Genomic DNA, 11774 nt, shown 5'->3' with positions numbered 1-11774 from the left:
AATTAATTATTTCTTTAGCAGTGAACGAAATCTTTCCATGGCTTCGACGGTATTTTCTTTACTGTTGAAGGCTGTAAGACGGAACCAGTTATCGCCGCTGCTGCCGAAGCCTGCACCGGGTGTTCCTACAACGCCTGCCTTCTCAAGGAGATAGTCAAAGAAGTCCCAGCTGTTCATGCCGAATGGGCATTCAAACCATATGTACGGAGAGTTGATGCCGCCTGTATAGCGTATGCCGAGCTCCTCCATGGTGTCGGAAATGATACGGGCGTTCTGCATATAAGCATCGGTCATTGCCTTTGCTTCCTTTATTCCTTCGTCTGAGAAAACTGCTTCGGCGGCACGCTGTATCACATATGGAACACCGTTGAATTTCGTACACTGGCGGCGGTTCCACATCTTGTTGAGGCTCATCTCTCTGCCGTCAGAGGAGACCGATGTTATAGCCTTGGGTAACCTGTTTTCTCCCAAACGAGTTTATCAGGGCAGTAATAACCATACCTGTCGCTGTTGTCGCTTTTTACGGCATACCCGAAATCAAGAGCGCCTGTTCTCAGTCCACGCTTGATAAAGTCGGCACTTTTTCCGATTCCCTGAGCGATCTCATTGATTGGAACATCTCTGCCAGTAAACGCAGGAGTATTGTCTGGTTTCTTCTTCGCACCCATTGCCACCACCTCCTTTCAGAAACGGTCAGTAACCGTAACCGCCAAAATCTCTCTTGACAGCTTCTACTGCCCATCGTTCTTCAGCATTTTCGTTGTAATGCTTATTGTTGGCTTCGTTGAACAGAGTGCTGATCAGATAAGGTTCTTTTCTCTTAACGCCGTCGATCTGCTTTATCTGCTCGATGGCGTTTTGCAGCACAACAATATCGACTTTCAGCATCGAAGACTTGACTACCTCTCTGGGGAAGTCCTCTTTGCAAATACGCTCTGTTTTCTTTCTGGAGCATATCTGCCGTACCATCATCTGCACGATCTCCTCAGCTTCTTCTTCATCACCGAGCCATTCAGCGAAGTAGTCAAAGTCGATGTTCTCCTTCACCACTTCGGTATAGATTTTCATTTCGCTGATATATTCATCAGTCATTCCGTCTGTCCGTCTTTCAACATTTTCAACAGGCTTTTCGCTGTCGGAGGGGGATTGATTGATAGATACTTGATCACTCAGTATTTGATTTTTCTTTATTTTCTCTTTAGTATTTAATTGCCCTTGATTTTCTATCGCTTGTTTTTCTACAGGTAGAATTTCAAGGGGTAGATTTTCTATGCCTTGTTTTCCTGCCCCTTGTGAGCCTTTTTTTACGGAGACTGTTGAAACATCTCCGTCCTCATCGTATGTATCATCATCGTCCTGGTCAGCACCCGGCTTGTCCTTCTCGGAATACTCATAGAAGTCGTATACATATTCAATACGACCGCTTTCAGTTTGATTAGGCATCAGCTTTGTGACTGTGAGATAGCCCCACTTCTTTAGCTCATCGAGAGCTGACTTAATCGCACTCTCTTTCTCCTTGCAGATCGAAGTCAACCCAGCGATAGAGTAGTCCCAATTCTCCGGCAAAGAAAGAACCTTGCTGAGAAGTCCTATTGCTTTCAGGCTCAGGTTCGTAGAGCGAAGATGATAGTTGCTCATTATGGTATAGTTGGCATTCTTATTGACACGGCACACCGATGAAGGCGCTGTCTTCGGCTTTCTTGTTTTCTTTGACATATTCCATTTCCTCCGTTTCAGCAGCTCAGGCGAGCTTCATTTCCGTGATCCTGACCTTATTGACGGCGTAGGTGTTGCCGATACGAAGAAGATAGCCTTTGTCGGTCAGTTCAGCGAGAGCCTTTTTGATAGTCCTCAGCGAGTCATTCTCACAGACGACACAGAGGTCAACAGCCTTGACATAATCCGTATCGGGATTATTGAGCATCTTGGAGAGAACTCCGTTTGCTTCAAGGGAAAGGTCATTGTCATTCGGATCAATCCTCAGATTTTCGGGCATAGAAAATTCCTCCTCTTTTTTGTTCAGATTGTATAATTAACTTGACACATGCTGTTTGCCATGATATAATGTAGGAAATTGAATAATTGTCATTTTTGCGGAGTAAATGGCAATAAAAAATGCACCCCTATCGAGGAGTGCTGAGTGTTATTTGAATTTGGGCATAAAAAAATAGCAAACAGCGTTCTTAACGAACACTATTTGCTATTCTAAAGCTATGATCTCTATCCTGTCTACCAAGAGGATTTGATCGTTTTGGTAGACCTTGGTTGACTATCCAATAGAAAGTTAAATGAGAATTTTGCCTTTTTCAAATAATCCGTTACGGTCAACAGCAATGCTACCTACTTCTACCGAAATCGCTTTTCTTCCAGCTTTCTACCGAAAATTCATGAGAAAGGGCATTTGAGGTGCATTTTGGGAATGGCGTATTTGCGCGGTTTATAAAAACACGAACACTATAAACTACGGTTTTGCTTTATTTCCGAGTGATGAAAAGTGATTTGAAGTGACTTGGTGTGATTTGGTGTGAAGTTGAGTTAAAAACTCAAAATCCGTTGGTAGCAATACCGTGCGGGTTCAAGTCCCGCCACCGGCACCAGCGGTGAGCCACCGCGGGCTTCTACGTTGATGCTCGCAATGGCTCGCTTTCTTTTTACAGAAGGCTTACTCTGCTTTCGCTCACGGCACTGTCAGCTATTCCGTATAGATAACACAAAAATGCCCGTCATTAACGTGACGGGCTTAATTTATAATGAATAGTGAATAACGTATAAATCATATTATTGCTAACAGGGAGTTTCTGTATTATTCTTTATTCACTATTCATTATTCTTTATTCATTTTTTACGCCTCTCTTTAAATGAGGCGTTTATTATTAAGGCGATAAGACATATAATAAGCGGTACACATAAAGTGTACCGCTTTTCTATTGCATATTATCTCTTTGGTCTGTAATTACTGCTCATGCTTCTGTTTTTATTGCTGCTGCCTGATCTGTATGAAGATGAAGAACTGCTTCTGTTCATATTCTGAGCATCTGTTCTCTTATTGATCGGTGCAACACTTCTTGAAGGAGCAATAAACTTGCTGTACTTTTTATTAGTCTTTACATCATTGAGAATGAAGCCTAACATATTAGCTTCAAAGAACTCGATCCTGCTTATTGCTGCATCAATATCAGCAGTTGATGTCTCATTATATCTTACTACCATTACCATGCCTGAAACCTTTTTCGCGATCTCAACAGCATCAGTGAAGAAGTTTACAGCAGGTGTATCAATAATGATATATGCATATTTGTCCTCAAGTCTTTCAATTATCCTGTTCATGTTCTCTGATGCAACAAGCTCAGACGGGTTAGCAACTGCATCACCCGCAGTAATGATATCAAGCTTCTCCATAAATGTTTTCTTAATGCATCTATCAAGATCAGAAACATCTGTCAGAGCATTTGCAAGACCTCTTTTTTCGCTGATGCGGAAAATCTCATGCTGAACAGGGTTTCGGAGATCAGCATCTATAAGAAGCACCTTGTTTCCGCCCTGTGCAAGAGTTATAGCTATATTTGCAGCAGTGATTGACTTTCCTTCAAAAGGCTCTGCCGATGAAACGGATATAACCTTATTTTCATAAGATGAAAGTGAATAAATTATACTTGTACGTATAGCTTTATAGTTTTCAATAACTGTAAACGGAACATTTTTATCAAACAGACTGACAAGTCCGCCTTTTCTATCGCCCTTAGCACTTTTGCTCTTAAAGCGTCCTACCTCACCGATAACCGCCTTATCATATCGGCTGCCGAGAGCATTGACATCTCTTACGGAATCGTCAAAGAAGTCCATAATGAATATAAGAAGCAGAGCCAAAAGAACTGCCGAAACAGCACCGAGAGCTGCATTCTTCATTTTATTAGGCGATACAGGAGTGCCGTTATACTGTGCCCATGACATATACTGTGCTTTACAGCCGTTACCGATAGCCTTCTGGAGATAAAGGTCGGAATACAATGCAAAGTAGTTACATATAGCTACCGATACCTCAGGATCTTTTGTGATGACCTGCATTTTAAGAACAAGAGTATCCGGAACGCTTTCAACGAATATAGTATCACGAAGCTGATCGGCAGGGATAGTGTTGTTCTCCACTGTGAATACCTTTCTTAACGGTTCAGCTCCGAATCTTGTTACAAGATTTGTTGCGATCTCCTGCATAACAAGATCATCATTGAGAACTTCTATATATGTATTTGTAAGCTGTTTCAGGTTATTGACATCGCTTCTGTTCTCACTTGAACCAGATGAATTTCCGTTGGCGATCATTGGCGAATCGCCCTGAACATAAAGCTTGATATGTGATTCGTATTTTGGTGCGATAAGATACTTGGATATACAGAAAGCAATTATACCACCACATATGGCAAATAAGATTATAAGCCATAATTTTCTGAAAATAAGAGAAAAAATCTCTTTAAAATTGATCAAATTTCTTTCGTCATTCCTCATGATCTCAGCCTTTCTAAAAAACAGATAATTTATTTACTTTCGGATAATCAATCAGCTTTTCTTAAGCTGAGGATTATATCACATATCTTATCAACGATCTCTTCACTGAGATCAGCATACAGCGGAAGTGTGAGCACACGCTTGCTTATGTGCAGTGCAACAGGGGTTTCGTTTACATCGTACTTACCGTGGAAGCACTCAAATGTATTTGATATCGGATAGAAATACTTTCTTGCATTAATATTGTTATCAGCAAGTGCTTTGAATACTTCGTTTCTTGTTGCACCGAAAAGCTTTTCATCAAATACTACAGGAAAATAGCCGTAATTCGGCTTTACGTCCTTCTGAGGCTTACAGAGGATTATTCCGCTTACGTTTTCAAGTCTGCTTCTGTAATGCTCGGTAACTTTTCTTCTCTTTTCGATCTCATCATCAATATGTCTGAGATTGCATATGCCCATAGCAGCCTGGAACTCGTTCATTTTAGCATTTCCGCCTACATAGGCAACGTCCTCGGGTCCGTGTATGCCGAAGTTCTTCATATCGTACAGCTTCTGCACAAGGCTGTCATCGCTGTAGCAAAGCGCACCGCCCTCAATAGTATTGAATACCTTTGTAGCGTGGAAGCTGAACATTGAAGCATTTCCGAAGCAGGCAGCACTTACGCCTTTATATGTTACGCCGAATGCGTGAGCCGCATCGTATATTACCTTGAGATCATACTTATCAGCTATCTTCTGTATCTTTTCCACATCACAGAGATTTCCGTAAACATGAACAGGTACGATAGCACAGGTGTTATCAGTGATAAGTCTTTCGATCTTATCGGTATCTATTGTATAATCTGTATCGTTGATATCGCAGAAAACAGGCTCAAGACCGTTTCTTACGATAGCATGAGTAGTCGAAGCAAATGTAAATGGTGATGTTATTACTTCACCATGCTTCGGCAGATTCATAGCGGCAAGTATGTTCTCAAGAGCAAGATGTCCGTTTGTATAAAGAGTAACATGAGGAACTTCAAAACGCTCCTCAAGGGCTTTTTGCAGCTGAACGTGCTTTTCGCCCATATTTGTAAGCCAGTGATTATCCCAGAATCCCTTTATCTCATTGCAGTATTCCTCAAAATCAGGCATAGAAGATCTGGTAACTAAAATTTTCTCATCCATTTTCTTTTAACTCCATATATTCTTCTTTAAGTATAGAATACACATACATATTTATGTATTCACCTTGTTTAAATACAGCTTTTCGCTTGATGCCTTCTCTTTTGAAGCCGCAGTTCTCATAAAGTTTTAATGCAATAGTATTTGTTTCCAGGCATTCCAGCTCTATCCTGTGAAGGTTAAGATTATAAAATGCGTGATGAAGCATTTCATTTATAGCAAAGGATCCTATACCTTTGCCGCGATTTTCAACCCTGCCGATCATTAAATGAAGCACAGCAGACTGATTTAACTGATCTATATTTGTAAGGCTGACAAGGCCGTATAATTCCTCGTCCATTTCGTCAACAATAGAACATCTAACATTTGTCGAACGGGATCTCATATAATTTTCAAACCATTCCTGATCGACTCTCAGATTGATATACCTGAATGGTGCACCAAGATGGCTTATAAGCTCAGGTTTATTTCTCCATGAGTTTATCTCTGGAAGATCCCTGCTCTCCAATTCGCGAAGTTTAAACATTTTTAATCGCCTCTATAACATAATTGATCTCATCATATGAATACCTCTGATCACAAGGCAATGGAATTATGTTTTCGGCAAGATCGTATTCAGTATCTTGTTTATTGCACATATCCAAAACATTAGGCCATAATGTCGGAGTATATATTTTCATATCTCTAAGTTTTTCTTTTATTCTTGCACCGTCCTCAATATAAAGCGGATACATGAATGCACCGCTTGGGATATTAAGGTCCAGCTTATTGACAGAAGCAAGTGCCTCATGGTAATACCCGAAGTTTTCTGTTCTCCGCTTCTCTATGAAGTCATAGTCGATACCATGAAGGAGATTTTCTGTGAGCTTTGACATTCTTTTCAGCGGCTCATCAAAAAACACATCATTATTTGCAGCATATTCGCTGTAAAACTCGGAAGCTGTTCTCTCAAATCTTCCCACAAGGAAATTTATCCTTTTGTAGGACTCATCGTAAGGAAACTCCCTGTCAAGCTTAGAATCAGTATATAATATCGCTCCGTCGGATACTCCGAAAAACTTGCGGCAGGTATAAATAGTATCTATGCCCGCAGCAGGTCTCTGAAAATACGCCTGCGCATTATCAATAATGAGCCTATCATACTTTTGCTTCAGTAAGCGTATATACTCATCCGAAAGCTGTCCGTAGTAATTCACCACATACAGCCATTCATCGTCATTCAGCGTGATATCCTCCATTTTAAGGTCTTTCCCTATGGAATAATATCTCACATCAAGGTCATAATCACTGAGCACCTTGTCATTTGAATCACACATCATTTTGGGAAAGCATATTTTTTTGATATTCCTGCTCTCAATAAGATATGCAAAAGCATTTCTTCCGCAGTTCAGCTTTATGCCGTCATCATAAAACATAGCTGAACGGAAAGTTTCAAATTCAATGTATCCGCCAATTTCTTTCATATAATTGCTTTAGCTCAATCTTCAAATTCGTATCTTACCCATTCTTTTGCACGAGCCATTGTCTCATCAAGCTCCTCACGGGTATCAAATCTGAGGAAAAGATCGCCCAATGTCATGTTAGCTCCTGTAAAAGGCTTTACTATATCACCTGCTTTAGCAGTGATCATAGAATACTTAACATACTTCTTCTCTACTTCGGGATCAATGGTAAGAGATTTAAGTACACGGTCACGGTCGGTAGTTGAATGAAGATCAAACTGTACCCAGTGTCCGTCGCACTTGCCCTCTTCGATCTTTGTAAGAGGAAGTCCAACAGCTTTTCTTATCTCATTCTCGATAAGGTCTGCATTCTCGCCGTAAGCCATATTCTGTATTTCAGCTATTCGGCAGCCGCCTCCGCGAGGAGATACCTCCATGATATAAGGCTTGCCGTTTTCACCTACACAAACTTCGATATTGTATATACCTGTTTTCATATTCAGTGTATACATAAGTCTCTGAAGGTCCTCATGCAGTGCCTTGTCATATTCAGCAGCCATCGTGCATGGCCATATCAGCATAGCAGGAGTATAAGGATTTACTGCTTCCTTGTCGAAAAGCTGATCTGCAAACGGTCCGAATACTATCTTTCCGTCTACAGTGAAGAAGTCACCGTCTGAGTGGAAGCCCTTGAATGTAATGAAATCCTCTATAATAAAGTGACCGTTATGACCTGCGTCAAGTGCGATATCAATAGCTTCTGAAAGCTTTGCAGGATCATCTACTCTTGTAACGCCCTTGCTTCCTGCTGAGTCAACAGGCTTTACGATAACAGGCCAGTCAAAGAAGTCGATATCATCGAATGGAGCTTTTTTATCGGTATAGCTCTTTGAATGTGGGCAGTTAAATCCGTTGTCTGTAAGGAATTTACGGAAAAGTCCCTTATCCTGGAGTATCTTTACGGATTCATACGGTCCCTGGAATGGAAGTCCGAGTTTTTCAGCTGCATAAGCAGCAGATGCAACACCGGGGTCGCAGGCAAATGAGATGATACCATCTATCTCATGTTTCTTTGCTGCTTCAAGAACAGCTTCCTTGTCGATAACGCTTACATTGCAGTATTCATCAGAATACTTATGTGCTATATTATCGGGAAGATAATCACAGGTAATTACATAGCATCCAAGCTCATGTGCTTTTTCAATAACCGGTAATATAAACGCTGAACCGCCCAGTATCATAAGTTTCTTCATATTTTTTTATCCTTCTTTCGGTTTAACAGACTTTTTAAAGTATCCATAAGATATTCATAGCTGTCGATATGCATAAACTTTGAACAGAGAATATACACTACGACACCTAATGGTACCTGAATTGCCAGCATAAGAATGTAATTCATGTCTATAAAGTTTATAAGACATATTACGCCGCCCATAATGGCTGATGCCACTATCTGCGGTATCATATCTACTACCTGCTCAAGGTAGCTGTAATTAAGCAGCTTTTTGTTCGGCCATGCGTTTATCACCTGACTGATGATAGACGATACGAGCACACCATATACCATAGCTTTTACGGATATGAACATGGTAGCGAGTATTGAGGCAAAGTCAACAAACTTCTTTATAATTTCAAGCTTGAGATATGTATCGCTTCTGCCGATAGCCTTTATAGCGTTGAGATTTGCTGTATGTATCGGCATGAAAGCGTAGGAAATGCAGAGTATCCTCAGATAAGGCACTACAGGCAGCCAGTCCTCTGTAAGAACTATCCTTACTACAGGTGCTGCACATACCATGATACCTACCATGAACGGCATCATCAGGAAAGTGCCTATCTTTATGGAACGTCTTGTCATGTTTTTGACACTTTCACGGGAGTCCTGTACTTTTGCCATAGACGGCAGCAGTACGCTGTCTAACGAGGAATTAAGTATACTCGTTATAAACTGCGGAAAATACTCACCGTAAGTGTAAAAGGCAAGGCTTTCGTCAGAGTATCTCTTACCTATTATGAGGTTTCTGAGTTTAAGATATATGACCTCCATAAGCGATGAAGCAAAGAGCTTCCAGCCGTAGGAATAAAGATATTTAAGACGCTTGAACGAGAAGCATCTTTTCGGACGCCATTTTACCGTGAGCCAGAGTATCATCGTATCTATTGTAACATTGACCAGGTTCTGAGCAACGATAGCCCATAATCCAAATCCTGTATAAGCCATTGTTATTCCCACAACGGCAGCAACGATAGTACCTATCAATGTTGCAAAGAAGAAGCGTTTGAACATCATGTTCCTGCTGACATATGCCTGCTGAACGTTCTTCATGCCCGAAACTACAAGCACAAGGCTCATTACTCTTATAATAGGTGTAAGCTCAGGCTTGTTATAGAAATCGGAAATGAAAGGTGCTGAGAAAAACATCAGCAGATACGCAAGACCGCATATCAGGCAATTGAAGTAGAAAACGCTTGAAAAGTCAAGGTCATCAGCATCTTTCTTTTGTATGAGCGCGTTTCCCAGTCCGCTCTCTATGAATATCTGTAATACTTCTATAAAGACCAGAATGAGTCCGATAGTTCCCATGAGCTTTGGAGCAAGCATCTTCGCAAGAACGATCTGTACAATGAACTGTACCATTTTCGCTCCGAAACGTTCTCCAAGTCTCCAGAACAGGTTTTTTACTACTGTATCTCTACTGCTCATCTGCCGCGCACCGCCTGAACTTTATCATGTATCTTTCTGACTGTTTTATGAGTCATTGTCCTGCATAAAGCAGCGATACACCGCGGTGACTTCAAAAGTGAACCATATTTATCCTGAAGTACCATGATCTTTGCTTTTTCACGGTTGATAGCTTTATTTATAACAGATGAATACTTATGCTTTGTGAACTCATCTATGTTCTTGAAGCCCTTTATAATGTTTTCATGCTGACGTACTTTTTTCGAGTTGTCGGCATCCATTTTATTTGACCAGGAACCAATAGAATTAAGTCTGTAGCTCGACATCACCTTTGGAATGTAATGGATATATCCAATGGAAGCAAATTCCAGTGCCATAGGATAGTCACCGATGCCATCCATTGAAAAAGCGGGATTTTTCCGCTTCATCGTTTCATTTCTCCACATGAACGAACTGAAATGGAAATACGCCGCAGGTTCAGAAAGGACAATATCCTTAAAAATATAATCTTGATCTTTTTGCGCTGTATTGAAAAACGTTCCCGTAGATCTGCCGTCCTCAAATATCTTCTCTGTATTATGAACACATAAACTACATTCGGGGTGCTTTTCCATGTAATCGACCTGAAGCTGGAGCTTGTTCTCATCTGTCCAGTAATCATCGCCCTCACATACAGCTACATACTTACTGTTGATATTCGGGAAGATATATTCATCTTCGATGTCTATCCCCTTCTGATATCTGTTTTCCTCCTGTAGGATAGTTTCAAACAGATCGGGGTATTTTTCTGTATATTCCCTGATTATTTCACGAGTTCCGTCTGTTGAACAATCATCGTGTACAAGGATCTTAAATTTAAATGAAGTCTTTTGCTTTACAAAGCCTTCCAAAGTAGTTCTGATATATTTCTCATGATTATAAGCGAGACAAAATACCGTCACTAAACAATTACACACTTTTATTCTCCTCAATTTCTAATTCATCATTATATTCATAAGCACTGTCGTCCTGACCGCAGACATTGGCAAGCAGGATTATCATCCAGAACGATGCCTGACGGTGATTTACGAGAGTGAATGCTTCAAGGAATATGGCACAGTATACTGGCACCATATCGAGCTTGATGCGTCTTACATTCATATATATCCATGCAAGAAGGACACAGAACGGAAGGACTCCGTAATAATAACAAAGTGATATCCATGTGGAATGCATCTCTTCGCTGTGTCCGTATCTCGGGAACTGGAAGCCCTCACCGTATCCGAAAAGGAAGTACTCGGGGTGTTCCTGAGCCACATTGAGTGCTCGGTCATTTATAAAGTTCTGAAGCACTGAATTATTATTGCTGAGCTTATCGGAAACTCGGAAGTGATCCCAGTCGATATGGATAATGTCCAGCATGATAAGTGCGATAACACCGCCGATGCCGAGTATGGTAATGAATACTACAGTATAGCTTATACCGCCGTTATCCATAGCCCTTTTCAGCATTATCATACCGTCAAGAGATACCAGTATCAGAAGTGCGATAAGCATACCGCTCGACGATGTCTGCAATATAATAAATCCAGCTACGAGCACAAAAAGGTATTTCCATTTGTCCCTGAGAAGGAAAAGTATCGACAATGTGGAGATTATAGCAAATCCCAGCTGATTTGGATCGGTATAAGTTCCCATATATCTGTATGTACCTTCCCAGTAGCTTCCCTTGTGAAGCAGGTATATCGCCAGCTGTATCAGGAGATTCATTTTACATACAAGCCCGAGGGCGTTGAGCCAGGGTTTGTTATACATAAAATGCCTGAAACATAGTATAACGATATAATTGAATACGTAATAAAGACAGGATTTTACAAAAAAACTCGAACGAAATATCAGAAAATAAATACTGTTTACAGTTATAACACACAGGAGGAATGCTCCGAATACGTAATCATCATTTCTAAGACCGCGTTTTTTCTCATATACCAGAAAGGCAAA

At 40.8% G+C, this 11774-nt stretch carries 12 protein-coding genes; all 12 read right to left on the bottom strand.

Features of this window, described 5'->3' with window-relative positions:
- Positions 1–6: 6 nt before the first annotated feature.
- A complete protein-coding gene (locus tag QZZ41_RS12445) occupies positions 7–471 on the bottom strand; it encodes an aminotransferase class I/II-fold pyridoxal phosphate-dependent enzyme (RefSeq protein WP_295072649.1) in 465 nt (154 codons plus the stop codon).
- Positions 441–668, bottom strand: a complete 228-nt coding sequence (locus QZZ41_RS12440; RefSeq protein WP_295072646.1) for a hypothetical protein — start codon at positions 666–668, stop codon at positions 441–443. The genes QZZ41_RS12445 and QZZ41_RS12440 overlap by 31 nt, the downstream gene beginning before the upstream one ends.
- A 25-nt stretch (positions 669–693) precedes the next feature.
- Positions 694–1716: a DUF6017 domain-containing protein gene (locus QZZ41_RS12435; protein ID WP_295072643.1), complete on the bottom strand. Its 1023-nt coding sequence runs from the start codon at positions 1714–1716 to the stop codon at positions 694–696.
- Positions 1717–1741: 25 nt separating this feature from the next.
- Positions 1742–1996, bottom strand: coding sequence for a hypothetical protein (locus tag QZZ41_RS12430; protein ID WP_295072641.1), 255 nt, complete (start codon positions 1994–1996; stop codon positions 1742–1744).
- Positions 1997–2934: 938 nt separating this feature from the next.
- Entirely contained in the window at positions 2935–4482 is a 1548-nt protein-coding gene (locus tag QZZ41_RS12425) for a polysaccharide biosynthesis tyrosine autokinase (protein WP_295072638.1), read from the bottom strand.
- 68 nt (positions 4483–4550) lie between these two features.
- Positions 4551–5672, bottom strand: coding sequence for a DegT/DnrJ/EryC1/StrS aminotransferase family protein (locus QZZ41_RS12420; protein ID WP_295072634.1), 1122 nt, complete (start codon positions 5670–5672; stop codon positions 4551–4553).
- Positions 5665–6195: a GNAT family protein gene (locus QZZ41_RS12415; RefSeq protein WP_295072630.1), complete on the bottom strand. Its 531-nt coding sequence runs from the start codon at positions 6193–6195 to the stop codon at positions 5665–5667. The genes QZZ41_RS12420 and QZZ41_RS12415 overlap by 8 nt, the downstream gene beginning before the upstream one ends.
- On the bottom strand, positions 6188–7132 hold the full coding sequence (locus QZZ41_RS12410; protein ID WP_295072627.1) for a hypothetical protein: 945 nt from the start codon (positions 7130–7132) through the stop codon (positions 6188–6190). The genes QZZ41_RS12415 and QZZ41_RS12410 overlap by 8 nt, the downstream gene beginning before the upstream one ends.
- Positions 7133–7146: 14 nt before the next feature.
- Positions 7147–8364, bottom strand: a complete 1218-nt coding sequence (locus QZZ41_RS12405) for an ATP-grasp domain-containing protein (protein ID WP_295072624.1) — start codon at positions 8362–8364, stop codon at positions 7147–7149.
- Positions 8361–9815, bottom strand: a complete 1455-nt coding sequence (locus tag QZZ41_RS12400) for a lipopolysaccharide biosynthesis protein (protein ID WP_295072621.1) — start codon at positions 9813–9815, stop codon at positions 8361–8363. Before QZZ41_RS12400 ends, QZZ41_RS12405 begins: the two co-directional genes overlap by 4 nt.
- The gene (locus QZZ41_RS12395) at positions 9812–10750 is read right to left on the bottom strand and encodes a glycosyltransferase (RefSeq protein ID WP_295072619.1); all 939 of its coding nucleotides are present in this window, start codon (positions 10748–10750) and stop codon (positions 9812–9814) included. The genes QZZ41_RS12400 and QZZ41_RS12395 overlap by 4 nt, the downstream gene beginning before the upstream one ends.
- A complete protein-coding gene (locus tag QZZ41_RS12390) occupies positions 10743–11588 on the bottom strand; it encodes a hypothetical protein (protein ID WP_295072616.1) in 846 nt (281 codons plus the stop codon). The genes QZZ41_RS12395 and QZZ41_RS12390 overlap by 8 nt, the downstream gene beginning before the upstream one ends.
- Between the last annotated feature and the right edge of the window lie 186 nt (positions 11589–11774).

The sequence above is a fragment of the Ruminococcus sp. genome (genome assembly GCF_016283395.1).
The sequence above is the reverse complement of the archived record's forward strand: the minus strand, read 5'-3'. Positions and strand labels throughout refer to the sequence as shown.

Excerpts from the sequence above, each read along its gene's own strand:
- QZZ41_RS12415 (WP_295072630.1), bottom strand. The coding sequence starts at position 6,195 with ATGTTTAAACTTCGCGAATTGGAGAGCAGGGATCTTCCAGAGATAAAC.
- QZZ41_RS12430 (WP_295072641.1), bottom strand. The coding sequence starts at position 1,996 with ATGCCCGAAAATCTGAGGATTGATCCGAATGACAATGACCTTTCCCTT.
- QZZ41_RS12400 (WP_295072621.1), bottom strand. The coding sequence starts at position 9,815 with ATGAGCAGTAGAGATACAGTAGTAAAAAACCTGTTCTGGAGACTTGGA.
- QZZ41_RS12420 (WP_295072634.1), bottom strand. The coding sequence starts at position 5,672 with ATGGATGAGAAAATTTTAGTTACCAGATCTTCTATGCCTGATTTTGAG.
- QZZ41_RS12405 (WP_295072624.1), bottom strand. The coding sequence starts at position 8,364 with ATGAAGAAACTTATGATACTGGGCGGTTCAGCGTTTATATTACCGGTT.
- QZZ41_RS12435 (WP_295072643.1), bottom strand. The coding sequence starts at position 1,716 with ATGTCAAAGAAAACAAGAAAGCCGAAGACAGCGCCTTCATCGGTGTGC.
- QZZ41_RS12440 (WP_295072646.1), bottom strand. The coding sequence starts at position 668 with ATGGGTGCGAAGAAGAAACCAGACAATACTCCTGCGTTTACTGGCAGA.
- QZZ41_RS12410 (WP_295072627.1), bottom strand. The coding sequence starts at position 7,132 with ATGAAAGAAATTGGCGGATACATTGAATTTGAAACTTTCCGTTCAGCT.
- QZZ41_RS12390 (WP_295072616.1), bottom strand. The coding sequence starts at position 11,588 with ATGTATAACAAACCCTGGCTCAACGCCCTCGGGCTTGTATGTAAAATG.